The organism is Dechloromonas sp. ZS-1 (assembly GCF_039649255.1).
Lineage (GTDB): Bacteria > Pseudomonadota > Gammaproteobacteria > Burkholderiales > Rhodocyclaceae > Azonexus.
The window spans coordinates 22876-47022 of the sequence record NZ_JBDIYD010000015.1; the positions used below are offsets into that span (position 1 = coordinate 22876).

Sequence of the window (24147 nt, forward strand, 5' to 3'; positions counted from 1 at the left end):
TGAGATGTCTGAGAGCCCGGCAATGCCGGGCTTTTTGCTTTTTGGGGCGCCTTGCGCTGCGGCGCACCCACCGCGCATAATGCTCCGCTCATGACTATAACGAGGAGCTTTCGATGTTGCGTAGAACATTCGCGCTGAGCGCTGCCGCTTTGGCTTTGTGTGCCAGTGGCTGGGTTCAGGCCCAGACCTACCGTGCCGAGTATCGCTTGTCCACCACGCTGGGAACGGCTTTCCCCTGGGGGCAGGCGGGCGAGCGCTGGAGCGAGCTGGTCAAGGAAAAAACGCAAGGGCGCATCAATATCAAGCTCTATTCAGGCAACTCCCTGGTGGGCGGGGAGCAGACGCGTGAATTTACCGCCATTCGCCAGGGCGTGATCGACATGTCGATCGGCTCGACCATCAACTGGTCGCCGCAGGTCAAAGAGCTGAATCTCTTCTCCCTGCCGTTCCTGATGCCGGACTACAAGGCGATGGATGCGCTGACCCAGGGTGAGGTGGGCAAGGACATTTTTGCTGCGCTCGAGAAGCGCGATGTCGTGCCACTGGCCTGGGGCGAAAACGGTTTCCGCGAAATGTCCAACTCCAAGCGTCCGATTGCCTCGCCGGCGGACATGAAGGGCATGAAGTTCCGTGTTGTCGGATCGCCGCTCTATAACGAGACTTTTTCTGCACTGGGGGCCAACCCGACCCAGATGAGTTGGGCAGACGCCCAGCCCGCCCTGGCTTCGGGGGCGGTCGACGGTCAGGAAAACCCGCTTTCCGTTTTTGTTGCCGCCAAGCTGCCGACCGTCGGTCAGAAGTACCTGACCCTTTGGCACTATGTCGCCGATCCGCTGATTTTTGTCGTGAGCAAGCAAGTCTGGAACAGCTGGTCCGCTGCTGATCGAGAGGCTGTGCGCCAGGCTGCCATCCAGGCAGGGCGTGAAAACATCGACAAGGCCCGCAAAGGGATTGCCGGTAGCGACAATGCCGTCCTCAAGCAGATTGAGGCGAGCGGCGTGACGGTGACGCATTTGACGCCTGAACAGCGCAAGGCCTTTGTTCAGGCAACCCGGCCGGTTTACGACAAATGGTCCAAATCGATCGGGGCTGACCTTGTTAAAAAGGCCGAGGACGCGATCGCCAAGCGCTGAGCGCTGAACGTGTGCGCCACGCTTTCACCGCGTGGCGTTTTCTTTTGTTTGTTCCGGTTTGCTCATGTCTGATTCAAAATCCGCCGCTTCCAGCGGCAAGCTGACCCTGGCCGCTGTGGAGCGTTTTCTCATGGCGGCTTCTATGGGGGTCTTGTGCCTGCTGACCATGGCGAATGTCCTGGTCCGCTATTTCACCGATATCTCTTTTGCGTTTACCGAGGAAATCTCGGTTGCCTTGTTGGTGGTCATGACGCTGGTCGGTGCCTCGCATGCGTTTGCCACCAACCACCATATTGCCATTACTTTTTTCGTTGACCGTCGCCCGGTGTTTCAAGCCTGGTCGCGTCATCTTGCACTCATGGCTTCGTTGGTCATGTTCGGCTTGCTGGCCTGGTATGGGGTTTTCATGGCCTGGGACGATTACAGTTTTGAAGTGACCTCCCCATCCCTGGGAGTGCCGCAGTGGTGGTACACGATTTGGTTGCCGCTGCTTGCAATCGTGATTGTGTTGCGTCTGCTGGCTCAGTGGTGGAAGGGGGCGCGCTGATGGACTGGTTGCTCTTTGGCTTGTTTGCCGGCTTGATGCTGGCCGGTGTGCCGTTGGCGGTGGCCATGGGGCTGGCCGGCGTATCGGTGGTCTGGCTGGCCGACTTGGGGATGCTTTCCCTGCCGACCAATGTCTATACGGGGATTGCCAAATACCCGCTGATGGCGATTCCGGTGTTCGTGATTGCCGGTCTGATTTTTGAGCGTGCCGGCGTTGCGGCAACCATCGTCCGCTTTGCTTCCGCCTTGGTCGGGCAGCGCCGTGGCAGCCTGGCCATCGTGGCCATTCTGGTGGCGATGATCTTGGGCGGGATTTCCGGTTCCGGCCCTGCAGACTCGGCCGCGGTAGGGGCGGTCATGTTGCCCTCCATGCTCAAGGCAGGTTATCCGCGATCGTTCACTGCGGGCGTGATTGCCGCAGCGGGGTCTACGGACATTCTGATTCCGCCTTCGATCGCATTTGTGATCTATAGCCTGCTGGTGCCTCAGGCGTCTGTCCCTGCCTTGTTTGCAGCGGGGATGATCCCGGGCATCCTGTCCGGGCTGACCTTGATCCTGGTCGCGTGGTGGTTGTCGGTCAGGCATGGCTTCGAGGCGGATGTGCAGGAAGATCGCCCGCCGTTTTGGCAGAGTCTGAAAGAGGCAGGCTGGGGCTTGGCAGCACCGGTCATCATTCTTGGGGGCATGCGCAGCGGATTTTTCACACCGACCGAGGCGGCTGTCGTGGCGGTGTTCTATGGCATCGTCGTCGGCATGCTGATCTACCGCAGCCTGCGCTGGCAGCATGTGTACGAAGTCTTGGTGGAGTCCGCTGAAATTTCTTCTGTCATCCTGACTGTGGTTGCGCTGGCCAGTGTCTTTGCCTGGGCCAGCAATACGCTGGGCACCTTCGATCATCTGGCGGCAGCGTTGCTCGGCACCGGGTTGTCCGAAATCGCGATGCTCTTGAGTATCCAGCTGCTTTTGCTCATCGCAGGGATGTTTCTGGACGCGATTTCCATCTATTTCATTTTCCTGCCATTGCTGGTGCCCATCGCGCTTCACTTCAACTGGGATCTGGTCTGGTTTGGCGTGATCATCACCATGAACATGGCGCTCGGCCAGTTTCATCCGCCCCTGGGTGTCAACCTGATGGTGACGTGCCGGATGGCCGGCGTCTCCATGGAGTCCACCGTGCCCTGGGTGTTGTGGATGATTGCGGCGATGGCCGGAACGATGTTCCTGGTCACCTTTGTGCCCGACATCGCGCTGTGGTTGCCGCGCCATCTTGGCTACCTGTAAAGGCCGCTGATCAAGCCCCGGAAATCCGGGGCTTTTCGTTTTAGACGGTCAGCGTGTTGCCGCAATTAGACGCAGACTCTTCAAAAGCTGCGGGCCTTGATGCAGTAAGAGTCCGGCCAGAATGCAGCCCGAGCCTGCGGCAAGACGAATGCCGACGGCTTCGCCGTTCAGCGCGTGCCCCAGCCACAGCGCAATCACTGGGGTGATCAGCGTAATCAAGGCGATGCGTGAGGCGTCCAGATGCATGATGACGTAGTAGTAAAGCGCAAAGCCGATTACGGAGCCAAAAACACCCAAGTAGAGGATGGCGCTGACCGAGCGTGCACCCAGTGTGCTCGGCCACTGGCCGTCCGTTAGCCACCAGAGGATGCCGAAGAGCGGCAAGGCAACGCCCAGTGATCCGACGGTCGTGGCGAGGGGCGGGCTATCATCCGCAATCCGCTTGAGTCCGACCAGGCCTGCTGAATACAGGGTGACGGCACTCAGCACGGCACCGAGTCCGAGCAGGGTGTGCGGGCCTTCCAGATGTTGCCCGTGAATGAAAATCACGGCGAGCCCGGTCATGCCCAGCAGGATGCCAAGCCATTGGCCGCGATGCAGTTGATGTTCTCTCTGGAGCGCCTGTGCCAGCAGGCTGGTGATGAGCGGCGAGAGGCCGAACAGCACCGACACGAGGCCGGAATGAATGAAACGGGCGCCCCAATAAGTGAGCGCCATGGCAAAGAACAGCGAAATCCCCCCAAGAAGATAGGCGCGGCGGGCACGGGCATGCAAAGGAAAGCCGATGCGCCAGATGCACACAATCAATCCGGCAACCACAAAACCGATGAGCATGCGGGCAAAAACGGCAAACGAAAACCCCGCTTCTTGGGCGCTCCATTGAATGGCAAGCGGTGTCGTGGACCAGATGAGGACAATGCCGAGGTAGGCAGCAGGAACGGACATGGTGTGCTCCGGAAATCAGGACTGAGGGGGCGGGTGCAAAGCGGCATGCGTGGCATGCTCCATTTCGATAAAGGCGCTGATCATGGCCTGCCAGACAGCGGCCACCACGGGGCGCGGCGCGCCATGAGCCAGCGCCAGGTCGTCTACGTGGGCCAGAACCTGGGCCACACGCTGCGGTGCGGGAATTTCCGCCCGTGTTCGCTTGAATGCGGCGGCTTGGCGTACGTAGTCGCCGCGCTGCGCGATGAGGCGGACCAGGACCTCATCCAGGCGATCGATGTGCTGGCGAACCTCGTCCAGCGACGTGCAAATGTTCGGGTTGGGCATGCAATGCTCCTTGCAAAGGCGGTTGGAAAAAAGGGAAATAAAAAAGGCCGCGGGGGAGTCCGCGGCCTTTTGAGGGAATTCGGGGAAGGGAAAGGTCAGTGCCTTTCAGGCCACGGCAATGCGAATGCGCGCCACAGGCGCAGGGCGCGGCAGCAAATCGACAAGCGGGTGGCGAAAATTGACATGGTCATGCTGGTGATTCTGACGGCTGTGGCGGGATTGGTCAATCGTTGGCGGAAGATCGCAAAAAGGGGGGGCGGAAACTTTTTTCGAGGTTTCCGTTGCTTCTTGCGCCGGAGTCAGTACGAAGCGGCATGGCTTGGGCCGCCCCTCTGTTAAAATGTGCCTTTCGCCTTTTTAGCAAGTCCTGCCCGTGACGACCATCACCATCGCCCTGTCGAAGGGCCGCATCTTCGACGAAACCCTGCCCCTGCTGGCCGCGGCCGGGATCGTTCCGACCGAGAATCCGGAAACCTCGCGCAAGCTGATCATTGAAACCAATCAGCCGAACGTGCGCGTGGTTATCGTCCGGGCCACCGATGTGCCGACCTATGTGCAATATGGCGCAGCCGATATTGGTGTGGCCGGCAAGGACGTGCTGATCGAGCACGGGGGAGAAGGCCTCTATGCGCCGCTCGACCTCAATATCGCCAAGTGCCGCATGATGGTGGCCGTGCAGGAAGGCTTTGACTACCAGAACGCCGTGCGTCAGGGGGCGCGTCTCAAGGTGGCGTCCAAGTACATCAAGATGGCGCGGGAACATTTCGCCAGCAAGGGCGTCCATGTGGACCTGATCAAGCTCTACGGCTCGATGGAGCTGGCGCCGCTGGCTGGCCTGGCCGATGCCATCGTCGATCTGGTGTCGACCGGTGGCACGCTGAAGGCCAACAAACTGGTCGCGGTGGAGCACATCATGGACATTTCTTCGCGCCTTGTCGTCAATCAGGCTTCCCTGAAGGTCAAGCGCGAGACCCTGCAACCGATCATCGACGCCTTTGCCCAGGCGGTGGAGAAGTAACATGGTGGCGATCCAGCGACTCTCGACGGTCGACGCCGATTTTTCGGCCAAATTGAAAACCCTGCTCGCCTTCGAGGCGGCATCAGATGAGCAGATCGAGCGGACGGTCGCTGGCATTCTGGCCGACGTGAAGGTGCGGGGCGATGCCGCCGTGGTCGACTACACCACGAAGTTTGATCGCGTCTCAGTGACGGCCATGGCCGATCTCGAACTCGGCAAGGCGGAGCTTCAGGCTGCGCTGGACAGCCTGCCGGCCGATCGCCGTGCTGCATTGGAAGCCGCCGCGGGTCGGGTGCGCGCCTATCACGAGCGCCAGATCCAGCAAGGCTGGTCCTACACCGAGGCCGATGGGACGATGCTCGGCCAGATGATTACCCCGCTCGACCGCGTCGGCCTCTATGTGCCGGGTGGCAAGGCGGCCTATCCGTCGTCGGTGCTGATGAACGCGATGCCGGCCAAGGTGGCGGGCGTCAAGGAACTGATCATGGTCGTGCCGACCCCGGGTGGCGAAAAGAATCCGCTGGTGCTGGCGGCGGCCTGCCTGGCCGGGGTCGATCGTGTGTTCACCATCGGCGGTGCGCAGGCGGTCGGTGCGCTGGCGTACGGCACGGAAACAGTGCCGCAGGTAGACAAGATCGTCGGGCCGGGTAATGCCTATGTGGCGACCGCCAAGCGCCGCGTCTTCGGCATTGTCGGCATCGACATGGTGGCCGGTCCGTCGGAAATCCTGGTCGTTTCGGATGGCTCCGGCAATCCGGACTGGGTGGCGATGGATCTGTTCTCGCAGGCAGAACACGATGAACTGGCGCAGTCGATCCTGATCTGTACCGATGCGGCCTTCCTCGACAAGGTGCAGGCCAGCATCGAGAAGCTGTTGCCGACCATGCCGCGTCAGGAGGTCATCCGCACCTCGCTGACCAATCGCGGTGCCTTCATTCTGGTGCGCGACATGGACGAGGCCGTGGCCATCGCCAACCGGGTGGCGCCGGAGCATCTCGAGCTGGCGCTCGACAACCCGGATCCGTGGGTTGAAAAAATCCACCATGCCGGCGCGATTTTCATCGGGCACTACACCTCCGAGTCGCTGGGCGACTACTGTGCCGGTCCGAACCACGTGCTGCCGACTTCGGGCTCAGCGCGTTTTTCCTCGCCGCTCGGTGTGTACGATTTCCAGAAGCGCACCAGCCTGATCAAGGTGTCCAAGGCCGGCGCGCAGACCCTGGGCAAGATCGCCTCGACCCTGGCGCACGGCGAAGGCTTGCCGGCGCACGCCAAGTCGGCCGAATTCCGCCTGGAAAACTGAGGCTGAGACCAGGTTGACCGTCGGACAGCCGCCTCCAGAAAACCGCCCGGATCTCCGGGCGCTTTTTTTCGCCTTTTCCACCGTGGGCTTGTCCGGCTTTGGCGGCGTCCTGCCCTTTGCGCGCCGCATGCTGGTGGAGGAGCGGCGCTGGATGACGGCGGATGCGTTCAATACGCAACTGGGACTCTGTCAGTTCCTTCCGGGGCCGAATGTGGTCAATCTCGCCGTGGTGGTGGGCAAGCAGTATCGCGGCTGGGCCGGGGCCATCGTGGCGCCGCTCGGGTTGCTGCTGGGGCCGTTTCTGGTCGTGTTGCTGCTTGGCATGCTCTATGACCACTGGGGTCACCTGCCGATGGTGCAGGGCATGTTGCGCGGCATTGCGGGGGTCGGCGTGGGCCTCCTGTTTGCCATGGCCTGGCGCATGGGGACGGCCCTCAAGGCGCGGGCGATTTTTCTGCCCTTTACGGTGTTGACCGTCGCCGCCGTGGCTTTCCTGCGCTGGCCCTTGCCGGCGGTCATGCTGGGCGGGCTGGTCCTGTCCGGCGCCGTGGCGTACTGGCATCTGGGGCGGCGATGATCGTCCTGCAACTCTTTCTGGATTTTGCACTGCTCTCCTTTGTCGCCTTCGGTGGCGCCACCGCCCTGCTGCCGGAAATGCATCGCGTGGTGGTCGAGCAGCATCACTGGCTGAATGACGCGACCTTCACTCATCTGTACGCCATTGCGCAGGCTGCGCCCGGACCGAATGTCCTGGTCGTGACCTTGATTGGCTGGGAAGTCGCCGGGCTGGGCGGTGCGTTGGCGGCCACGTTGGCCATGTGCTTGCCGATGAGCATCCTGATCTACCTCTTGATTGACCGCTGGGAAGGCTTTGCCGGCAAGCGCTGGCAGCAGGCGATCAGCCTGGGTGTCGCCCCGCTGGCGGTGGGGCTGATTTTTTCCGGCGCGACCCGTATCGGGATGGCGGCCGGCTTTGGCCCGGCGGCCTGGGCCTTGGTTGGACTGGCTGCCCTGGCCAATACGCGTCTGAAGCTGCATCCCTTGTGGTTCATCGGCGTGGGTGCGGTCTTGGGTGCGCTGGGCGGAGTGTGAGGCTGACGATGTTCAATGCGCTCTCTTGCCCGCTCGACGGCGCGCCGCTGACGCAACAGGCCCACAGCTGGCGCTGCCCCGCCGGGCATTGTTTTGACGTCGCGCGAGAAGGCTATCTCAATCTCTTGCCGGTGCAGCGCAAGCGTTCGCTGGATCCGGGCGACAGCAAGGAGATGGTCGCGGCACGCCGGCGCTATCTGGGTGCCGGCTTCTATCAACCGATTGCGGATAAGGTGGCCGACTGGGCGCTGGCGGATGTTGTCGCCGGGGAGCAGCGTGCCTGTCTCGATGCCGGTTGCGGCGAAGGGTTCTACCTGAATGCCGTGCTGGCGCGGGCGGCAGCGGCGGGCTGCGATGTGCAGGCGGTCGGGCTCGATATCTCGAAATGGGCGGTGATTGCGGCGGCCAAGGCGCAGCGTGAGGCGCGCTGGCTGGTCGGGACCAATGCCGCCTTGCCGATTGTCTCCGGGACGCTGGACAGGCTGATGTGCCTGTTCGGCTTTCCGGTCTTCGACGAGTTCGCGCGGGTGCTGAAAAGCGGCGGCGAGCTCCTGATGGTCGATGCCGGGCAGGACCATCTGCGCGAGTTGCGCGAGATCATTTATCCGCGCCTGAAAACGCCCCGTGAATCGACGTTGACCATCGGAGAGGCCTTTGTGCCGGTGTCGGAAGAGACGCTGCGCTTCCCCATCCGTCTGGGCGACAACGCGACGATCAGCGATCTCCTGGTCATGACACCGCACCTGTATCGCGCGCCACCGGACGGCCGGGCGCGCGCAGCGGCCCTGACGGCGCTCGACCTGACGGTCGATGTCGTTTTCCGCCGTTTCCGGCGCGTGTAAAAGCGGACGGCTCAGTCGGGCTGGTAAGGATTGACCAGCCCGCTGATGACTTCCAGAAAAACGGCGCGGATCTGACTTTCCTCGCACTCCATCAGCAGGGCATCCTCGAAGGCGTCCTGCGCCATCTGGCGCAGTTCTTCGAGGTTTTCCCGCAGGACCTTGATCTTCTCGGTGCAGGCGACGATGCTGCCATCCGGGCGGCGCCAGAGGATGGTCGCGTCGCTCACGCCAGGATGTCGCCCAGTGCCTGAGTCAGCGCGGTACATTCGGCATCGGTGCCGACCGTGATGCGCAAGAACTGATCGATGCGCGGCAGCTTGAAGTGGCGCACGATGATGCTGCGTTCGCGCAAAGCCTTGGCAAGTTCGCCGGCGTCGCGCCCCAGGTGGCGGGCAAAGACGAAGTTGGCGCCGGACGGCAGCACCTCGAAACCCAGTTGAGTCAGCTCGGCCGTCAGCGTCTCGCGGGTGGCGATCACCTTGCGGCAGCAATCGGCAAACCAGGCATCATCTTCGATGGCCGCGACGGCACCGGCGATGGCCAGACGATCCAGCGGATAGGAGTTGAAGCTGTTCTTGACGCGCTCCAGGGCTTCGATCAGCGCCGGATGACCGATCGCGTAACCGACGCGCAAGCCGGCCAGCGAGCGGGATTTGGAGAGCGTGTGGATGACCAGCACGTTATCGAAGCGGCGGGTCAGCGGGATCGCCGTCGTGCCGCCGAAGTCGATGTAGGCCTCGTCGACCACGACCACCGAATCCGGATTGGCGCGGGCAATGTCGGCAATGGCATCGAGGGCCAGCACGCGGCCGGTCGGCGCATTCGGGTTGGGGAAAATGATGCCCCCGTTCGGTCGACCGGCGTAATCGGCGGCATTCAGGGTGAAATCCTCGGCCAGCGGCACGGTCTCGTAATCGATATCGTACAGGCCGCAATACACCGGGTAGAAGCTGTAGGTGATGTCCGGGAAGAGAATCGGCGCATCGTGCTTGAGCAGGGCCAGGAAGGCGTGCGCCAGCACCTCGTCCGAACCGTTGCCGACGAAGACCTGATCCGGCGTGGCGCCGTAGCGGCGGGCAACGGCCTGTTTCAGCAGATCGGCGTTCGGGTCCGGATAAAGGCGCAGACGGGCGCCGTCCTCACCCAGCTCGGCCTGCATGGCCGCCACAGCCTTGGGCGACGGCGGATACGGGTTCTCGTTGGTGTTGAGCTTGATCAGGTTGGCGATCTTGGGCTGCTCGCCCGGCACGTAAGGGGTAAGGTCGCGGACGACCGGGCTCCAGAAACGGCTCATTGGCTACTCGGAAAAGGCATCAGAAGAGTCTGAAATGGTATCATGCCCGACTGTTACAACGTTTTCAGCGACCAGCCATGCGGCAAGCCGAAGTTACCCGTAATACCCTCGAGACGCAGATTACCGTGCGCCTCAACCTCGATGGCACCGGCCAGGGCAAGTTCGATACCGGCGTGCCCTTCCTCGATCACATGCTGGACCAGATCGCCCGTCACGGATTGATCGACCTCGATATCGTCGCCAAGGGTGACCTCCATATCGACGCTCACCATACGGTCGAAGACCTCGGCATCACCCTGGGGCAGGCGCTGGCCAAGGCCTGGGGCGACAAGAAAGGCCTGACCCGTTACGGTCACAGCTATGTGCCGCTGGACGAGGCCCTGTCGCGTGTGGTCATCGACCTCTCCGGCCGTCCGGGTCTGGAATACAACGTCGAGTATACCCGCGCCGTGATCGGCAGTTTTGACGTCGATCTGTTCAGCGAATTCTTCCACGGTCTGGTGAACCATGCCGGGATGACGCTGCACATCGATAATCTGCGCGGCAAAAATGCGCATCATCAGGCCGAGACCATCTTCAAGGCCTTCGGTCGCGCGTTGCGCATGGCGGTGACGCCGGATGCCCGCATGGCCGGGATCACCCCGTCGACCAAGGGGACGCTGAATGGCTAAGCCGGTGATTGCCGTCATCGACTACGGCATGGGCAACCTGCGTTCCGTCTCCAAGGCCCTTGAACATGTGGCCGGCGATCGCGCCGTGGTGGTGACTGCCGATCCCGCCGTTGTCGCTGCCGCCGAACGTGTCGTTTTTCCCGGTCAGGGCGCGATGCCCGACTGCATGCGCGAACTCGAAGCGCGTGGCCTGCGCGACGCCGTGATCCAGGCTGCGCAGGACAAGCCTTTTCTCGGTATTTGCGTCGGTGAACAGATGCTCTTCGAGCACAGCGAAGAAGGCAATGTGCCTGGCCTGGGGATTTTCCCGGGTGAGGTGAAGCGTTTTCCCGATGCGCAGATGGTCGACCGTAGCGGTGCCCGTCTGAAAGTTCCGCATATGGGCTGGAACGAAGTCATTCAGGTGCCGCATGCCCTGTGGCGCGACATCGCCGATCGTTCCCGTTTTTATTTCGTGCACAGCTACTGTGTACAGCATGTCGATCCGGCCCTGACGACCGGTACATGCGAGTACGGCATCCCCTTTACCTGTGCGGTGGGGCGGGATAATATCTTCGCGGTTCAATTCCACCCCGAGAAAAGCGCTCGCGACGGCCTGCAACTCCTGAAAAACTTCGTCGAATGGCGTCCGTAACCGGACGTTTCCCCGAGTTCCTTCCCGCTGAATCCCCATGCTGATTATCCCCGCCATCGATCTCAAGGACGGCCAGTGCGTCCGTCTGAAGCAAGGCCTGATGGAACAGGCCACCGTGTTCTCCGACAGCCCCGCCGAAATGGCCCGTCATTGGGTCAGTCAGGGCGCCCGTCGCCTGCATCTGGTTGACTTGAACGGCGCCTTTGCCGGCAAGCCGAAGAATGCCGCCGCCATCAAGGCGATCCTCGCCGAAGTCGGTGACGACATTCCGGTCCAGCTCGGCGGCGGTATCCGCGACCTCGACACCATCGAAGCCTGCCTGGACGGCGGTTTGTCCTATGTCATCATCGGCACCGCTGCGGTCAAGAACCCGGGCTTCCTGCACGATGCCTGCACCGCCTTTCCCGGCCATATCATCGTTGGCCTGGACGCCAAGGATGGCAAGGTGGCCACGGATGGCTGGTCCAAGCTGACCGGTCACGATGTCGTCGATCTCGGCAAGAAGTTCGAGGACTACGGCGTGGAGTCCATCATCTACACCGATATCGGGCGTGACGGCATGCTGTCCGGGCTCAATATCGAAGCGACGGTGCGCCTCGCCCAGGCGCTGACCATTCCGGTGATCGCCTCCGGCGGTCTTTCCAATCTCGACGATATCCGCAATCTGTGCGCCGTCGAGGGCGAAGGCGTGGTCGGTACCATTGCCGGTCGTGCCGTCTATGATGGCTCGCTCGACTTCAAGGCGGCGCAGGATCTGGCCGACGAGCTGGGCGCCTGATGCTCGCCAAACGAATCATTCCCTGCCTGGACGTCACGGCTGGCCGTGTCGTCAAAGGCACCAACTTCGTCGGTCTGCGCGATGCGGGCGACCCGATCGAGATCGCCCGGCGCTACAACGAGCAGGGCGCAGACGAAGTCACTTTCCTCGACATCACGGCCTCCAGCGATCAGCGCGACATCATCCTGCATATCGTCGAAGCCTGTGCCGAACAAGTCTTTATTCCGCTGACGGTGGGTGGCGGCGTGCGCAAGGTGGAAGACGTGCGCCGTTTGCTCAATGCCGGTGCGGACAAAGTCTCGATGAATACGGCGGCTGTCCAGAATCCGGATCTCGTGTTCGATGCATCGAGCAAGGTCGGTTCCCAGTGCATCGTGGTGGCGATCGACGCCAAGCAGGTTGGCCCGAACCAGTGGCATGTGTTCACCCATGGTGGCCGCAACGATACCGGGCTCGATGCCATCGAATGGGCCAAAAAAGTAGAAGCCCTGGGGGCGGGAGAAATCCTGCTGACCAGTATGGACCGGGACGGCACGAAAAATGGCTTTGATCTGGCGTTGACCCGCGGGGTCTCCGATGCCGTCAAAATTCCGGTGATCGCTTCCGGCGGCGTCGGCAATCTCGATCATCTGGCCGACGGTGTCTCGCTCGGCCGTGCGGATGCGGTACTTGCCGCCTCGATCTTCCATTTCGGCGAATACACGGTGCGTCAGGCCAAGGAACACATGGCAGCCCGTGGTATTGAAGTACGACTCTGATGGCTGATCTCGATCCGTCACTGCCCTGGCTCGACGCGCTCAAGTGGGACGCCGATGGCATGATTCCGGCGATTGCCCAGGATGCCAGCGGGCGCATCGTGATGTTTGCCTACATGAATCGCGATTCGCTCCAGGAAACGCTGGCCTGCGGCAATGCCGTGTATTGGTCGCGCTCCCGCAAGCGCCTGTGGCGCAAGGGCGAAGAGTCCGGCCATTTCCAGAAGGTGCGGAGTATCCGCACCGATTGCGACGGTGATGTCCTGTTGCTCGAAATCGAGCAGGTGGGCGGCATTGCCTGCCACACCGGCCGTGAAAGCTGCTTTTTCCATGAATTGAACGGGGACCGCTGGGTGCCTGTTGATCCGGTTATCAAAGACCCGAAGGATATTTACCAATGAGCACGCATGACATTCTGCATCGTCTCTCCGAGACGCTGGCCTCCCGCCGCAATGCCGATCCGGAGAAGTCCTACACCGCCAAGCTCTTTTCCGAAGGTCCGGATTCCATCCTGAAGAAAATCGGCGAAGAGTGCGCTGAACTGATCATGGCCGGCAAGGAAGGCAAGCGCCTGAAGATCGTCTGGGAATCGACCGATGTGATCTATCACATCCTCGTCCTGCTGGCCTTCTATGGCCTGTCCATCGAAGATGTCTCCCAGGAAATGCGTCGCCGTGAGGGCATCTCCGGCATCGACGAAAAAGCGGCCCGGGCCCAGAAATGAGCGACTGCCTCTTCTGCCGGATCGTGGCAGGGGAAATCCCGTCTTCCAAGGTTTATGAAGACGACGATATCCTTGCCTTCAAGGACATTCATCCGGCGCGTCCGGTGCATATCCTGGTCATTCCGAAGAAGCACATCACCTCGTTGGCGACGGTCTCGGTGGACGATCAGGCCGTGCTCGGTCGCATCCTCGTCAGGGCCAATGAAATTGCGGTCGCTCAAGGCAGCCCGGATGGCTTCCGTGTGATCATCAATACTGGGCGCGTCGGGCAGCAGGAAGTCCCGCACCTGCACGCGCATATCGTCGGCGGACCGGACCCGGTCGGGCCGATGCTGAAACGACTCTAAGGTTTAGGAGACATTCATGGGCAGCTTTTCCATCTGGCACTGGCTGATCGTTCTGGTCATCGTCATGCTCGTTTTCGGTACCAAGAAACTGCGCAACATCGGCCAGGATCTGGGCGGTGCGGTGAAGGGTTTCAAGGATGGCATGAAGGAAGCCACGGCTGACAAGGCGGCTGAAGCCCCGGCGCAGCCGCAGCAGGTGAGCGGTCAGACCATCGATGTCGACGTGAAGGAAAAGACCAAGTCCTGACGTGACGCGGCGGCGGATTTCGCCGCCCCGGCGTCGGTCTTGAACGCATCATGTTCGATATCGGCTTTTCAGAACTGCTCGTGATCGGGATTGTGGCGCTTGTCGTTATCGGTCCTGAACGCCTGCCCAAGGTGGCGCGCACCCTCGGCCACCTGCTGGGTCGGGCGCAGCGTTATGTTAACGACGTGAAGTCGGACATCAACCGCGAAATTCAGCTGGATGAGCTGAAAAAGCTGCAGTCGCAGGTGACCGATTCGGCGCGTGCGCTGGAGTCGTCGGTGCGCCAGGAGTTCGATGCCGCCAAGACGGCGCTGGAGGCCCCTGTGCATGAAGCTCAGGCGGCTGTTGCCGAACTGGAGTCGGTGGCTTCGCCGGCAGTGGTCGATGCGACAGCGCCGGCCGTTGAAAATCAGAACAAGCCCGCGGCATGAGCGACACTCAAGAAGAATCCTTTATCTCGCACCTGATCGAGCTGCGTGACCGCCTGTTGCGCAGCCTGATCGCCATTGCGGTGATCATGGTCGGGTTGTGCATCTATCCCGGCCCGGGGGTGATTTACGATGTGCTGGCCGCGCCGCTGACGCAGGCCCTGCCTGAAGGCACCAAAATGGTGGCGATCGGCGTCATCACGCCGTTTATGGTGCCACTCAAAGTGACCGGCATGGTCGCTTTTGTCTTTGCCTTGCCGTACATCCTGTTTCAGGCCTGGGCTTTCGTTGCGCCTGGGCTGTATGCCCACGAGAAGCGACTCGGGATCCCGCTGATCATTTCGAGCACCGTGCTTTTCCTGATGGGCATGTCATTTTGCTACTTCTTCGTATTCGGGCAGGTTTTCCACTTCATCGCCAGCTTTGCTCCCAAGAGCATCACGCCGGCGCCGGATATCGAGGCTTACCTCTCGTTCGTGCTGACCATGTTCATGGCCTTTGGCCTGTCCTTCGAGGTGCCGGTGGCCTTGGTGGTCATGGTCAAGCTGGGCGTGGTGACGGTTGAAAAGCTGAAAGAGTGGCGCTCCTATTTCATCGTCGGTGCCTTTGTCGTCGCGGCCGTCGTGACGCCGCCGGATGTGGTGTCTCAGTTGGCGCTGGCCATTCCGATGTGCCTGCTGTACGAACTGGGGATATTGGCCTCGCGCATGGTCAGCAGCCCGACGGTCAACACCCCGGCGGATGCCGAAATGGATGCGGCAGAGGCCCAGTTCCGCCAACTCTCCGATAAGTAATTCCGCCGGGCTTTTTGATCTGAGCTTTCAGCTTTGGGTCGGATTCCCTTCTGCAAGCGGCGACCGCGCGCATGCCGCTGAACGGCGTGCGTTCAGCGTTTCTTTTCCGGGCCGGGCAGCGTGGCGCTGTGTCGGACCGCTTCCCCATCCTCAAACCACCACAGGGTGCCTGGCGCCATGGTGGTCCAGTGCTCATTGTCGGTCAGCGGCTGGGTGGCGATCACCGCCACACGGTCGTTCGGCGTGGTGACGGCGTCGAAGTCGATGGTCACATCCTGGTCGCTCAGATGGGCCTGACTGAAGGGCGCCTGGCGCACGATATAGGACAGCCGGGTCGAGGCGTGCGCAAACAGACAGTCGCCATTCGAGAGCAGGAAATTGAATTCGCCGTGCTGGGCAATCCTGACGGTCAACCGCTGAATTTCCTCAAAAAGCAGCGGCATGGCCGGTGCCTCGTGTCCGAAACGTTGACGCAATGACTGGAGCAGCCAGCAGAAGGCGCGCTCGCTGTCCGTTCGGCCAACCGGAAGGAAGCTGCCGTCGAGGGTGGGGGCGAAGTCGATCAGGTTGCCATTGTGGGCAAAGATCCAGTACCGGCCCCAGAGCTCGCGCATGAAGGGGTGGGTGTTCTCCAGCCCGATGGCGCCTTGCGTGGCTTTGCGGATATGCGCGATGACGTTGGTCGACCGGATCGGGTAGGCGCGCACCAGTTCTGCGACAGGGGAGGTGCAGGAGGGTTGCGGATCGAGGAAGAGGCGGGTGCCCTTACCCTCGAAAAAAGCGATTCCCCAGCCGTCGGAGTGCACATCCGTTGCGCCGCCACGGGCCTGAAAACCGGTAAAGGAAAAACAGATGTCGGTCGGGACGTTGCAGTTCATCCCCAATAGCTGGCACATGACCTAGTCTCGCTCGGCGCGGATGGGCGGGCGCTTTCCGATACGCACCGGCACTTCCAGGATGTTGCGGTCGCGCCGCAGCCGGAAATTGGCGCGTTCATCCGGGCGCAGGCTGGCAATCAGGTCCAGCATGACTTGCGGGTCCTTGACCGGTTTGCCGGCAACAGCCAGCAGGACGTCGCCGGGGCGAATGCCGGCAGTGTCTGCCGGGCTGCCCCGCACGACCCCGGCGATCAGGGCGCCTTCCGTATCGGGCAGACCAAACGATTCCGCCAGTTCGCTGGTGATTTCCTGCGCTTCGACGCCAATCCAGCCGCGTGTCACGGCCCCCTGACGAATGATCTGCTCCATGATGCTCTTGGCACTGGAAACGGGAATGGCAAACCCGATGCCGTGCGAGCCGCCAGTCCGCGAGTAGATGGCGGTGTTGATACCGATCAGGTTGCCCGCGACATCGACCAGGGCACCACCGGAATTGCCGGGGTTGATCGCGGCATCGGTCTGAATGAAGTTCTCAAAGGTGTTGATGCCGAGGTGCGAACGTCCGAGGGCGGAGACAATCCCCATCGTGACCGTCTGGCCGACGCCAAAGGGATTGCCGATGGCAAGGACAACATCGCCGACACGCAGGCTTTCCATCTGGCCGAAGACGATGGCCGGCAAGGGCTTTTCTGTCTTGATGCGGAGCACGGCGAGGTCGGACTCCGGGTCGCTGCCGATGAGTTTGGCCTTGTAGGTTTTGCCGTCGTTCAGTGCGACCTGAATGTCGTCGGCTGATTCCACCACATGAAAATTGGTCAGGATGTAGCCTTCGGGGCTGACAATCACGCCGGAGCCGAGGCCGGAGTTGCGTTGGGAGGGGCCGTCCGGACGTTCGCCGAAGAAATGACGAAAAATCGGGTCTTCAAAAAGCGGATGCCGCGGGGTACGGATTTCCTTGGTGGTGTAGATATGCACCACGGCCGGCAGGGCGGTGCGGGCGGCATCACGGAAGGAGCCGGCCGGCGGGGGCGTGTTCTCATCCGTGCCGGGAGCCACTTCGCGCAAGGCCACGCTCTGCGTCCGTTGGGGCATCCATTCCGGCTTCAGCGTGCCGACCACAAAGATGATTGCCAGCGCAACGGTGACCGTTTGTGCAAAAATCAGCCACAACCTCTGCATGAAAGTGTCCGAAGTGATGAAACGTGAAGAATTGATGAATTATCTGGAAAGCCTGCTGCAACCGGGACTTTTCAAGGATTATTGCCCAAACGGGCTGCAAGTGGAAGGTCGGGACGAGATCCGGCGGATCGTGGCCGGTGTCACGGCCAGTCAGGCCTTGCTGGATGCGGCGGTCGACCGTCAGGCCGATGCCATTTTGGTCCACCACGGCTATTTCTGGAAAGGCGAGGATGGGCGGATTACCGGCATGCGCCGGCAACGCCTCGGTGCGCTGATCCGGCACGACATCAACCTGATTGCTTACCATCTGCCGCTGGATGCCCATCCGGAACTGGGTAACAACGCCCAATGGGCGCAGCAGATGGGCTGGCAGCCGGAAGGGCGCTTTGGCGATCAGCAGATCGCCTGGGTCGGCAGCCTGCCGACAGCGAGTACGGTGGATGCCCTGGCCGCGCAACTGGCCACGGTGCTGGGGCGGACCCCGCTGGTCATCGGCGAGGGCGCACGCCCGGTGCGCCGTGTGGCCTGGTGTTCCGGTGGTGCGCAGGGCTATTTCGAACAGGCGATTGCCTTGGGTGTGGATGCCTACCTGTCGGGTGAAATTTCCGAGCAGACTGTGCATCTGGCACGCGAGAGCGGGGTGGCTTATTTGGCCTGCGGGCATCATGCGACAGAGCGCTTTGGCGCGCGGGCGCTGGCAGCCCATTTACAGGCAAATTTCCCCGTTCAATGCGAATTCATTGATATCGCCAATCCGGTTTGAGCGACGCTGTATGGGGCCGCGAGGGCCAGAGGTGGCCTGGTGGCTCCGTGTGGGCGGTCAGGAACGGGGGCGGGACAGGCTGCGGCGAATCAAAATTGCCGCGACGATGGATGAAATGAGACCACCGCCCAGTGCGGCCAGGAGCAACGCCATCCAGTCAATGCCGCCGGTGCGCGCGGGGGCGACGGGGGCTGCTGTGCCGATGTCGGGGCTGGCCTGCGGGAGCGAAAGTTGCTGCGCCAATTGCAGTTCATGACGCGCTTGTGCGGCCCGGGCGCCGGTTTCTACCGCTTCGTGGAGCTTGTCGACTTCGCTTTTCAGTGAGTGCAGGCTGTCCTCCATGCGCAGCATGCGGATTTCCATCTCTTCAACCTGTGCCTGAGCCGGATTGGCCGCGAGATCGGCGGGTGGTGCACCCAATTGAAGGCGGGGGCCGGCTGGCTCCGGGGCCGGGTTCGCTGGCGGCATGGCCCGTGGCTTGGCAGCCGGGGGGCTGCTGGCCTTCTGCGGTGGTTTGCGCTCCTTGGCGGGGGGCGCGGCAGTGTAGGCGGAAGGCGAGGGGATGGGCGCAGGGTCGCTCATCGCTGCGGGTGCCCGGCTGGTCGGGACGATGAGCGGCTGGTTTTGCGTTGGGCTGGGGCTGTCCGGCGCCAGAATGTAATCACGTTGCCAGCCCAGTCCGCAGCCGGCTTGTAGTCGCAGCAGGGCCAGCGGGTCCAGGAGCGGCGCTTGTCCCTCGATCAGGAGCTTTGCGCTGGATTCGTTACGCCAGAGTCGAATCCGGGCGCGAGTGACCGCAGGTAAATCGCCGGCATCACCGGCGCGCAGGCTGAAACAGCTCGCGTCGAGGGTTTCCTGGCCGTTCAGTTGCAGGGTGATTTCAGCTTGCAGGCGTTCGCCCAGCCGTGACAACAGGGCGATATCGCCAACGCCTGCCGCCATGGCGGGGGGCGCGGCCAGCAGGAGGCTGGCAAGAAACGGGCGAAAAATTGCCTTTGTCATGAAAAGTGATTTGGCGCGGACGAACAAGGGATAAGCGAGGCCTGCTGAATGTAGCATCGAGTTGGCGTCGCCATGTAAAAAAATGCACACTGCCGTCTTTTGCACGGAGTGTGTGCCATGTCTTTTGTCTTCGAGCCGCATTCGATCACGACCGTTCCTGTCCGAAATGAGGGCGCAGATTTTCCCGTTCGGCGTATTTTTTGTGTCGGGCGAAATTATGCCGAACATGCACGGGAAATGGGCGCAGTGGATCAGGCGACCGGCCTGGAGCCGCCTTTTTTCTTCATGAAGCCCAGCGATGCCTTGGTTACGGGGGCGGGGGCGCTCATGGTGGATTACCCGCCGGCGACGGCCAATCTGCATCATGAGGTGGAAATGGTGGTTGCCTTGTCTGCAGGCGGGGCGAATCTGACGGTCGACCAGGCGCAAGCCGCGATTTTCGGGTACGGCATCGGCCTTGATCTGACGCGCCGGGACATGCAGGCGCGCGCCAAGGAAAAGGGGCATCCCTGGGATATGAGCAAGGGCTTTGACCAGTCGGCTGTGTGCGGCCCCTTGAGCCGGCGAGAGGGCACGGGGCTGCTGACGCAGGGCGCGATCTGGCTGGAGGTGAATGGCGTACGGCGGCAGCGTGGTGACCTCGCGGACATGCTCTGGAATGTGGCGGCTGTGATCGCCAATCTGTCGACCCTGGTCAGTCTGGCTGCAGGCGATCTGATCTACACCGGGACGCCCTCTGGGGTTGGCCCCCTGGCGCGGGGCGATCAGTTGCTGGCGGGTGTCGATGGGCTCGGAACCTTGCGTGTCTCGATTCGCTGAGGCGCAGTCGGCTCCGCCACCTGGGGCATGGGCAATCCTGCGTGCCCTGTTGAGCCATGCCCTGCCGGTCTTGGTGGCGCAGCTCTCCTCGATCGGCATGATGGTGGTGGATACGGCGCTGCTTGGCCATGTGAGTGCAGCTGACCTGGCCGCCGTCGCGATCGGCGGGGGGGTCCATGTGTCGATTGTTTTCGGGTTGGTCGGAATTTTGCAGGCGGTGGCACCCGTGGTTGCCCATTTGCATGGGGCGCAACGCGATCGGGAGGTGGCCGGGGTCCTGCAGCAGGGCTTCTGGCTGGCGCTCTTGCTCTGTATTCCAGGGTGCCTGTTGCTGCTGTGGCCGGACTGGCTGATCCGCGGGGCGGGGATGGATGAATTGGTCGAGGCCAAGGTGCGGGCTTATCTGGCTTTGCTGGCCTGGGGGCTGCCCGCAGCCCTGTTTTATCGGACGTTTTATGCCTTCTGCAATGCCTTGGGTGCGCCGCGTGTGCTGATGCTGATCGGCGTGGGGAGCCTGGGGGTGCATACGCTGCTGGCGTGGGGGCTGGCTGTGTCCGGCTGGGTCCCCGGCGTGAGCGGGGTCGAGGGCTGTGCGCTGTCGAATATCGTGATTGCCTGGGGCGCATGCATGCTGGCTGGCGTGTATCTGGCGCGCAGCACCCTGGCTGAGCGTTTCCATCCCTTCGCGCAGTGGCAGGGGCCGCGCTGGCGCACCTGGCGCGAACTGCTGCGCCTGGGCTTGCCGATGGGCATGTCGAACCTGATTGAAATCACCGCATTCACGCTGGTTGCGTTATTTGTTGCGTCGCTGGGTGCCAGTGTTGTCGCTGGCCATCGCATTGTGGCGAATTTATCTGCGCTCACTTACATGCTTCCGCTCTCGCTGGGCATTGCAGCCATGGCTGCCATTGGTCGGGCGGTCGGGGGGCGGAATTTGGCCCTGGCCAGGCTGACTGTCCGGGTTTCCCTCTATTTCTCCGCCGGGGCTGCCCTCATCATCGGCGGCGTGTTGTGGTGGTGGACCCAGGCCCTGGTTCAGGCTTACACCAATGACCCGCAGGTGGCCGAGATTGCTGCCGCATTGGTGATCTACATTGCGATTTACCAGTTTTTCGATGCGCTGCAGACATTGGCAGCGCATGCGCTGCGTGCTTATCGGGTCACATTTCTGCCGATGCTGGCGCAAATTGTCTGTTTTTGGGGCGTGGGTTTGTTGGGCGGGGCTTGGTTGTGCTACTGGTCGCCAGCCCCTATGGGGGTGGCCGGTTTCTGGCTTGCCTCCGTGATCAGTCTGGTGATTCTCGCTGCGATGCTGCTGCCCATGCTCTGGAAAGTGATGCAAGCCACGGAATCGACTCCGTAATTATGAATTTTGACCTGCAATAATTTTTTTCGAGTGTGGTAACATTTTCAGTTCAAGACGGTATAACCGGGCGGGGTCGGGGGGAACTACGGCCACCGTCCATTGCTCGCAACTCAACTAAACGCAAGGAAAGCGCATGAAAATTCACGAATATCAGGGCAAACAAATCCTGAAGAAATTCGGCGTTACGGTTCCGCGCGGGATTCACTGCACCACCGTGGAAGACGCGGTCAAGGCAGCTGAAACCCTGGGCGGCAAGGTCTGGGTCGTCAAGGCTCAGATTCACGCTGGTGGCCGTGGCAAGGGCGGCGGCGTCAAGGTCGCAACCTCCCTGGAAAAAGTGCGCGAATACGCAAGCCAGATTCTGGGCATGCAACTGGTCACGCACCAAACCGGTCCGGAAGGCCAGAAGGTTCGTCACCTGCTGATCGAAGAAGGCGCCGACATCCAGCACGAATACTACGTTGCTGCACTGACTGATCGCGCGACCCAGTCCGTTGCCATCATGGCATCGTACGAAGGTGGTATGGACATCGAGGAAGTCGCTCACAAGACCCCGGAAAAGATCGTCAAGGTCTTCGTCAATCCGCTGGTTGGCCTGACCGACGAGCAGGCACTGACCCTGGCCAAGGGCATGGGCATGCAGGAAGCCTCCATTCCGCAGTGTGTCGACACGCTGAAGAAGCTGTACACCTGCTACATGGAAACCGACGCTTCCCTGGCTGAAATCAACCCGCTGATCCACGAAGCCGACGGTACCGTCAAGGCGCTCGACGCCAAGTTCAACTTCGACTCCAACGCCCTGTACCGTCAGGAAGAAATCGTCGCCATGCGCGATCTGGACGAAGAAGATGCGGACGAAATCGAAGCCTCCAAGTTCGACCTGGCCTACATCTCCCTGGACGGCAACATCGGCTGTCTGGTGAACGGTGCCGGTCTGGCCATGGCCACGATGGACACCATCAAGCTGTTCGGCGCCGAGCCGGCCAACTTCCTCGACGTCGGTGGCGGTGCCACGACCGAGAAAGTCACCGAAGCTTTCAAGATCATGCTCAAGAACACCAAGGTCAAGGGCATTCTGGTCAACATCTTCGGCGGCATCATGAAGTGTGACACCATCGCGACCGGCGTCGTTGCTGCCGCGAAGGAAGTCAACCTGTCCGTACCGCTGGTCGTCCGCATGAAGGGCACCAACGAAGATCTGGGCAAGAAGATCCTGAAGGATTCCGGTCTGCCCATCATCTCTGCCGATTCCATGGCTGAGGCCGCCACCCAGATCGTTGCTGCGGTCAAGTAAGGAGCTACCGAATGTCTATCCTGATCAACAAAAACACCAAGATCATCACCCAGGGCATCACCGGCAAGACCGGTCAGTTCCATACGGAAAAGTGCCAGGAATACGCAAACGGCAAGGAGTGCTTCGTTGCCGGCGTGAACCCGAAGAAGGCTGGCGAGTCCATCTTCAATATCCCCATCTACGCTTCGGTCAAGGAAGCTGCCGCTGAAACCGGCGCGACCGTGTCCGTCATCTACGTGCCGCCGGCTGGTGCCGCTGCCGCGATCTGGGAAGCTGTTGAAGCCGACCTCGATCTGGCCATCTGTATCACCGAAGGCATCCCCGTCCGCGACATGCTGATGGTGCGCAACAAGATGAAGGAGAAGGAAGCCAAGGGCGGCAAGAAGACCCTGCTGCTCGGCCCGAACTGCCCTGGCCTGATCACCCCGGACGAAGTGAAGATCGGCATCATGCCGGGTCACATCCACAAGAAGGGTCGTATCGGTGTCGTTTCCCGTTCCGGCACGCTGACCTACGAAGCCGTGGGTCAGCTGACCGAACTGGGCCTCGGCCAGTCCTCCGCCGTCGGTATCGGTGGTGACCCGATCAACGGTCTGAAGCACATCGACGTCATGAAGATGTTCAACGACGATCCGGATACGGACGCCGTCATCATGATCGGCGAAATCGGCGGTCCGGACGAAGCCGAAGCTGCCCAGTGGTGCAAGGCCAACATGAAGAAGCCGATCGTCGGCTTCATCGCTGGTGTGACCGCACCGGCCGGCAAGCGTATGGGCCACGCGGGTGCCCTGATCTCCGGTGGTGCTGATACCGCCGATGCCAAGCTCGCCATCATGGAAGAGTGTGGCTTCAAGGTCACCAAGAACCCGTCCGAAATGGCCAAGCTGCTCAAGGCCATGCTGTAAAATCGGGGCTGGACTCCACCAGAAGGCGGGCCATGTGCCCGCCTTTTTTTTGCCCTTGTAACGGGCCTTGGCGTGTTATGGAACTTGATTTTACCTCTGCTGCATTTTGGCTGGCCGTTGGCCAGATTATCCTGATTGATCTTGTTTTGTCTGGCGATAATGCTGTTGTAATTGCTTTGGCGTGCCGTAATCTCGCGCCGGATTTGCGCAAAAAGGGGATTTTCTGGGGCGTGGCTGGCGCCGTCTTGTTGCGTGTTGTTTTGACTGCAGGGGCGGCTTTGGTCATGGGCTTGCCCTGGCTGAAACTGCTGGGCGGGGTATTGCTGCTCTGGATTGCGGTCAAACTCTTGGTCCCTGAAGAGGAAGACGGACACGATATCGAGGCTTCTGCGCATCTTTGGGGGGCGGTGAAGACGATCATTGTTGCCGATTTTGTGATGAGCATTGACAATGTCATTGGTGTGGCCGGTGCTGCGCACGGTAGCATTGCCCTGTTGTTATTTGGCTTGCTGGTCAGCATTCCGCTGATCGTTTGGTCGAGCCAGCTGATCATGCACTGGATGGAGCGTTTCCCCATCATCGTCGTGTTGGGGGCTGCCTTGCTGGGCTACGTGGCGGGTGTCATGATCATGACGGATCCGGGAGTGACGGGGTTACTCCCTGCGCTACCCGCTTGGAGCGCGACTGCGGTGGGGGCCGCTGGCGCCTTCTTGGTGGTCGGGCTTGGGCGCTGGCTGGAGCGGCGCATCCTGGCGCAGCAAGATGTGACGATTGTGTAAGGG

The 24147-nt window shown here is 61.5% G+C and carries 31 protein-coding genes; 24 read left to right on the forward strand and 7 right to left on the reverse strand.

Features of this window, described 5'->3' with window-relative positions; genetic code table 11:
- The first annotated feature begins 113 nt into the window (after positions 1-113).
- The 3 genes from AACO21_RS14505 (at position 114) to AACO21_RS14515 (ending at position 2960) form a co-directional block, all read left to right on the forward strand.
- Positions 114-1133 carry a DctP family TRAP transporter solute-binding subunit gene (locus tag AACO21_RS14505; protein ID WP_346193242.1) on the forward strand — a complete coding sequence of 340 codons (1020 nt, stop codon included), beginning with the start codon at positions 114-116 and terminating at the stop codon, positions 1131-1133.
- Between the two features lie 64 nt (positions 1134-1197).
- Complete coding sequence (locus AACO21_RS14510; protein ID WP_346193243.1) at positions 1198-1680, forward strand: TRAP transporter small permease; 483 nt, start codon at positions 1198-1200, stop codon at positions 1678-1680.
- Positions 1680-2960 (forward strand): TRAP transporter large permease, encoded by a 1281-nt coding sequence (locus AACO21_RS14515; protein ID WP_346193244.1) that lies wholly within the window; start codon positions 1680-1682, stop codon positions 2958-2960. Before AACO21_RS14510 ends, AACO21_RS14515 begins: the two co-directional genes overlap by 1 nt.
- 48 nt (positions 2961-3008) lie before the next feature.
- Here the strand turns inward: AACO21_RS14515 and AACO21_RS14520 are convergent, their stop codons facing one another.
- A complete protein-coding gene (locus tag AACO21_RS14520; RefSeq protein ID WP_346193245.1) occupies positions 3009-3905 on the reverse strand; it encodes a DMT family transporter in 897 nt (298 codons plus the stop codon).
- A gap of 15 nt (positions 3906-3920) precedes the next feature.
- Positions 3921-4232 carry a chorismate mutase gene (locus AACO21_RS14525; RefSeq protein WP_346193246.1) on the reverse strand — a complete coding sequence of 104 codons (312 nt, stop codon included), beginning with the start codon at positions 4230-4232 and terminating at the stop codon, positions 3921-3923.
- Positions 4233-4605: 373 nt separating this feature from the next.
- Here AACO21_RS14525 and hisG point away from each other — a divergent pair, with 373 nt between their 5' ends.
- Genes hisG through AACO21_RS14550 form a run of 5 tightly spaced genes read left to right on the forward strand, consistent with a single transcriptional unit; the run spans position 4606 to position 8487 of the window.
- On the forward strand, positions 4606-5250 hold the full coding sequence (hisG, locus tag AACO21_RS14530; RefSeq protein ID WP_346193247.1) for an ATP phosphoribosyltransferase: 645 nt from the start codon (positions 4606-4608) through the stop codon (positions 5248-5250).
- A gap of 1 nt (position 5251) precedes the next feature.
- Positions 5252-6553 (forward strand): histidinol dehydrogenase, encoded by a 1302-nt coding sequence (gene hisD / locus AACO21_RS14535; RefSeq protein ID WP_346193248.1) that lies wholly within the window; start codon positions 5252-5254, stop codon positions 6551-6553.
- Between the two features lie 13 nt (positions 6554-6566).
- Complete coding sequence (locus AACO21_RS14540; RefSeq protein ID WP_346193249.1) at positions 6567-7130, forward strand: chromate transporter; 564 nt, start codon at positions 6567-6569, stop codon at positions 7128-7130.
- Positions 7127-7645, forward strand: coding sequence for a chromate transporter (locus AACO21_RS14545; protein ID WP_346193250.1), 519 nt, complete (start codon positions 7127-7129; stop codon positions 7643-7645). The genes AACO21_RS14540 and AACO21_RS14545 overlap by 4 nt, the downstream gene beginning before the upstream one ends.
- Before the next feature lie 8 nt (positions 7646-7653).
- Positions 7654-8487: a putative RNA methyltransferase gene (locus AACO21_RS14550; protein ID WP_346193251.1), complete on the forward strand. Its 834-nt coding sequence runs from the start codon at positions 7654-7656 to the stop codon at positions 8485-8487.
- 11 nt (positions 8488-8498) lie between these two features.
- Here the strand turns inward: AACO21_RS14550 and AACO21_RS14555 are convergent, their stop codons facing one another.
- Positions 8499-8714 (reverse strand): hypothetical protein, encoded by a 216-nt coding sequence (locus AACO21_RS14555; RefSeq protein WP_346193252.1) that lies wholly within the window; start codon positions 8712-8714, stop codon positions 8499-8501.
- Positions 8711-9781 carry a histidinol-phosphate transaminase gene (hisC, locus tag AACO21_RS14560; RefSeq protein WP_346193253.1) on the reverse strand — a complete coding sequence of 357 codons (1071 nt, stop codon included), beginning with the start codon at positions 9779-9781 and terminating at the stop codon, positions 8711-8713. Before hisC ends, AACO21_RS14555 begins: the two co-directional genes overlap by 4 nt.
- 77 nt (positions 9782-9858) lie before the next feature.
- Between hisC and hisB the strand changes: the two genes are divergently transcribed.
- The 10 genes from hisB to tatC are packed head-to-tail and all read left to right on the forward strand — an operon-like array spanning position 9859 to position 15159.
- Positions 9859-10452 carry an imidazoleglycerol-phosphate dehydratase HisB gene (gene hisB / locus AACO21_RS14565; RefSeq protein ID WP_346193254.1) on the forward strand — a complete coding sequence of 198 codons (594 nt, stop codon included), beginning with the start codon at positions 9859-9861 and terminating at the stop codon, positions 10450-10452.
- The gene (gene hisH / locus AACO21_RS14570; protein ID WP_346193255.1) at positions 10445-11086 is read left to right on the forward strand and encodes an imidazole glycerol phosphate synthase subunit HisH; all 642 of its coding nucleotides are present in this window, start codon (positions 10445-10447) and stop codon (positions 11084-11086) included. Before hisB ends, hisH begins: the two co-directional genes overlap by 8 nt.
- A 37-nt stretch (positions 11087-11123) precedes the next feature.
- Positions 11124-11864, forward strand: coding sequence for a 1-(5-phosphoribosyl)-5-[(5-phosphoribosylamino)methylideneamino]imidazole-4-carboxamide isomerase (gene hisA, locus AACO21_RS14575; RefSeq protein WP_346193256.1), 741 nt, complete (start codon positions 11124-11126; stop codon positions 11862-11864).
- Positions 11861-12622: an imidazole glycerol phosphate synthase subunit HisF gene (gene hisF / locus AACO21_RS14580; RefSeq protein ID WP_346193292.1), complete on the forward strand. Its 762-nt coding sequence runs from the start codon at positions 11861-11863 to the stop codon at positions 12620-12622. Before hisA ends, hisF begins: the two co-directional genes overlap by 4 nt.
- Positions 12622-13020 carry a phosphoribosyl-AMP cyclohydrolase gene (gene hisI / locus AACO21_RS14585; protein ID WP_346193257.1) on the forward strand — a complete coding sequence of 133 codons (399 nt, stop codon included), beginning with the start codon at positions 12622-12624 and terminating at the stop codon, positions 13018-13020. Before hisF ends, hisI begins: the two co-directional genes overlap by 1 nt.
- Entirely contained in the window at positions 13017-13343 is a 327-nt protein-coding gene (locus AACO21_RS14590; RefSeq protein ID WP_346193258.1) for a phosphoribosyl-ATP diphosphatase, read from the forward strand. Before hisI ends, AACO21_RS14590 begins: the two co-directional genes overlap by 4 nt.
- Entirely contained in the window at positions 13340-13690 is a 351-nt protein-coding gene (locus tag AACO21_RS14595) for a histidine triad nucleotide-binding protein (RefSeq protein ID WP_346193259.1), read from the forward strand. The genes AACO21_RS14590 and AACO21_RS14595 overlap by 4 nt, the downstream gene beginning before the upstream one ends.
- Positions 13691-13706: 16 nt before the next feature.
- Positions 13707-13937: a Sec-independent protein translocase subunit TatA gene (tatA, locus tag AACO21_RS14600; RefSeq protein WP_346193260.1), complete on the forward strand. Its 231-nt coding sequence runs from the start codon at positions 13707-13709 to the stop codon at positions 13935-13937.
- 50 nt (positions 13938-13987) lie between these two features.
- Positions 13988-14368, forward strand: coding sequence for a Sec-independent protein translocase protein TatB (tatB, locus tag AACO21_RS14605; RefSeq protein WP_346193261.1), 381 nt, complete (start codon positions 13988-13990; stop codon positions 14366-14368).
- Positions 14365-15159: a twin-arginine translocase subunit TatC gene (tatC, locus tag AACO21_RS14610; protein WP_346193262.1), complete on the forward strand. Its 795-nt coding sequence runs from the start codon at positions 14365-14367 to the stop codon at positions 15157-15159. Before tatB ends, tatC begins: the two co-directional genes overlap by 4 nt.
- A gap of 92 nt (positions 15160-15251) precedes the next feature.
- Here tatC and AACO21_RS14615 read toward each other — a convergent pair whose 3' ends face one another.
- Positions 15252-16055, reverse strand: a complete 804-nt coding sequence (locus AACO21_RS14615) for a class II glutamine amidotransferase (RefSeq protein WP_346193263.1) — start codon at positions 16053-16055, stop codon at positions 15252-15254.
- A 3-nt stretch (positions 16056-16058) separates the two neighbouring features.
- A complete protein-coding gene (locus AACO21_RS14620; RefSeq protein ID WP_346193264.1) occupies positions 16059-17216 on the reverse strand; it encodes a Do family serine endopeptidase in 1158 nt (385 codons plus the stop codon).
- A 16-nt stretch (positions 17217-17232) separates the two neighbouring features.
- On the opposite strand from AACO21_RS14620, the gene AACO21_RS14625 reads away from it, so the two are divergent.
- The gene (locus tag AACO21_RS14625) at positions 17233-17979 is read left to right on the forward strand and encodes a Nif3-like dinuclear metal center hexameric protein (protein ID WP_346193265.1); all 747 of its coding nucleotides are present in this window, start codon (positions 17233-17235) and stop codon (positions 17977-17979) included.
- Positions 17980-18036: 57 nt separating this feature from the next.
- Here the strand turns inward: AACO21_RS14625 and AACO21_RS14630 are convergent, their stop codons facing one another.
- Complete coding sequence (locus AACO21_RS14630; protein WP_346193266.1) at positions 18037-18981, reverse strand: hypothetical protein; 945 nt, start codon at positions 18979-18981, stop codon at positions 18037-18039.
- A gap of 117 nt (positions 18982-19098) precedes the next feature.
- Between AACO21_RS14630 and AACO21_RS14635 the strand changes: the two genes are divergently transcribed.
- From AACO21_RS14635 to AACO21_RS14655, 5 genes are all read left to right on the forward strand, one after another.
- On the forward strand, positions 19099-19800 hold the full coding sequence (locus AACO21_RS14635; RefSeq protein WP_346193267.1) for a fumarylacetoacetate hydrolase family protein: 702 nt from the start codon (positions 19099-19101) through the stop codon (positions 19798-19800).
- Positions 19784-21163 (forward strand): MATE family efflux transporter, encoded by a 1380-nt coding sequence (locus AACO21_RS14640; RefSeq protein WP_346193268.1) that lies wholly within the window; start codon positions 19784-19786, stop codon positions 21161-21163. The genes AACO21_RS14635 and AACO21_RS14640 overlap by 17 nt, the downstream gene beginning before the upstream one ends.
- Positions 21164-21299: 136 nt before the next feature.
- Complete coding sequence (gene sucC, locus AACO21_RS14645) at positions 21300-22460, forward strand: ADP-forming succinate--CoA ligase subunit beta (protein WP_346193269.1); 1161 nt, start codon at positions 21300-21302, stop codon at positions 22458-22460.
- 11 nt (positions 22461-22471) lie between these two features.
- Positions 22472-23365, forward strand: coding sequence for a succinate--CoA ligase subunit alpha (gene sucD, locus AACO21_RS14650; RefSeq protein WP_346193270.1), 894 nt, complete (start codon positions 22472-22474; stop codon positions 23363-23365).
- Positions 23366-23442: 77 nt separating this feature from the next.
- Positions 23443-24144, forward strand: coding sequence for a TerC family protein (locus AACO21_RS14655; RefSeq protein ID WP_346193271.1), 702 nt, complete (start codon positions 23443-23445; stop codon positions 24142-24144).
- Positions 24145-24147: the final 3 nt, after the last annotated feature.

Bases quoted from the DNA above. Each gene is read 5' to 3' on its own strand.
- AACO21_RS14505 (WP_346193242.1), top strand. From the start codon at position 114: ATGTTGCGTAGAACATTCGCGCTGAGCGCTGCCGCTTTGGCTTTGTGT.
- AACO21_RS14510 (WP_346193243.1), top strand. From the start codon at position 1,198: ATGTCTGATTCAAAATCCGCCGCTTCCAGCGGCAAGCTGACCCTGGCC.
- AACO21_RS14515 (WP_346193244.1), top strand. From the start codon at position 1,680: ATGGACTGGTTGCTCTTTGGCTTGTTTGCCGGCTTGATGCTGGCCGGT.
- AACO21_RS14520 (WP_346193245.1), bottom strand. From the start codon at position 3,905: ATGTCCGTTCCTGCTGCCTACCTCGGCATTGTCCTCATCTGGTCCACG.
- AACO21_RS14525 (WP_346193246.1), bottom strand. From the start codon at position 4,232: ATGCCCAACCCGAACATTTGCACGTCGCTGGACGAGGTTCGCCAGCAC.
- hisD (WP_346193248.1), top strand. From the start codon at position 5,252: ATGGTGGCGATCCAGCGACTCTCGACGGTCGACGCCGATTTTTCGGCC.
- AACO21_RS14545 (WP_346193250.1), top strand. From the start codon at position 7,127: ATGATCGTCCTGCAACTCTTTCTGGATTTTGCACTGCTCTCCTTTGTC.
- AACO21_RS14550 (WP_346193251.1), top strand. From the start codon at position 7,654: ATGTTCAATGCGCTCTCTTGCCCGCTCGACGGCGCGCCGCTGACGCAA.
- hisC (WP_346193253.1), bottom strand. From the start codon at position 9,781: ATGAGCCGTTTCTGGAGCCCGGTCGTCCGCGACCTTACCCCTTACGTG.
- hisB (WP_346193254.1), top strand. From the start codon at position 9,859: ATGCGGCAAGCCGAAGTTACCCGTAATACCCTCGAGACGCAGATTACC.
- hisH (WP_346193255.1), top strand. From the start codon at position 10,445: ATGGCTAAGCCGGTGATTGCCGTCATCGACTACGGCATGGGCAACCTG.
- hisA (WP_346193256.1), top strand. From the start codon at position 11,124: ATGCTGATTATCCCCGCCATCGATCTCAAGGACGGCCAGTGCGTCCGT.
- hisI (WP_346193257.1), top strand. From the start codon at position 12,622: ATGGCTGATCTCGATCCGTCACTGCCCTGGCTCGACGCGCTCAAGTGG.
- AACO21_RS14590 (WP_346193258.1), top strand. From the start codon at position 13,017: ATGAGCACGCATGACATTCTGCATCGTCTCTCCGAGACGCTGGCCTCC.
- AACO21_RS14595 (WP_346193259.1), top strand. From the start codon at position 13,340: ATGAGCGACTGCCTCTTCTGCCGGATCGTGGCAGGGGAAATCCCGTCT.
- tatA (WP_346193260.1), top strand. From the start codon at position 13,707: ATGGGCAGCTTTTCCATCTGGCACTGGCTGATCGTTCTGGTCATCGTC.
- tatB (WP_346193261.1), top strand. From the start codon at position 13,988: ATGTTCGATATCGGCTTTTCAGAACTGCTCGTGATCGGGATTGTGGCG.
- tatC (WP_346193262.1), top strand. From the start codon at position 14,365: ATGAGCGACACTCAAGAAGAATCCTTTATCTCGCACCTGATCGAGCTG.
- AACO21_RS14615 (WP_346193263.1), bottom strand. From the start codon at position 16,055: ATGTGCCAGCTATTGGGGATGAACTGCAACGTCCCGACCGACATCTGT.
- AACO21_RS14620 (WP_346193264.1), bottom strand. From the start codon at position 17,216: ATGCAGAGGTTGTGGCTGATTTTTGCACAAACGGTCACCGTTGCGCTG.
- AACO21_RS14625 (WP_346193265.1), top strand. From the start codon at position 17,233: ATGAAACGTGAAGAATTGATGAATTATCTGGAAAGCCTGCTGCAACCG.
- AACO21_RS14630 (WP_346193266.1), bottom strand. From the start codon at position 18,981: ATGACAAAGGCAATTTTTCGCCCGTTTCTTGCCAGCCTCCTGCTGGCC.
- AACO21_RS14635 (WP_346193267.1), top strand. From the start codon at position 19,099: ATGTCTTTTGTCTTCGAGCCGCATTCGATCACGACCGTTCCTGTCCGA.
- sucC (WP_346193269.1), top strand. From the start codon at position 21,300: ATGAAAATTCACGAATATCAGGGCAAACAAATCCTGAAGAAATTCGGC.
- sucD (WP_346193270.1), top strand. From the start codon at position 22,472: ATGTCTATCCTGATCAACAAAAACACCAAGATCATCACCCAGGGCATC.
- AACO21_RS14655 (WP_346193271.1), top strand. From the start codon at position 23,443: ATGGAACTTGATTTTACCTCTGCTGCATTTTGGCTGGCCGTTGGCCAG.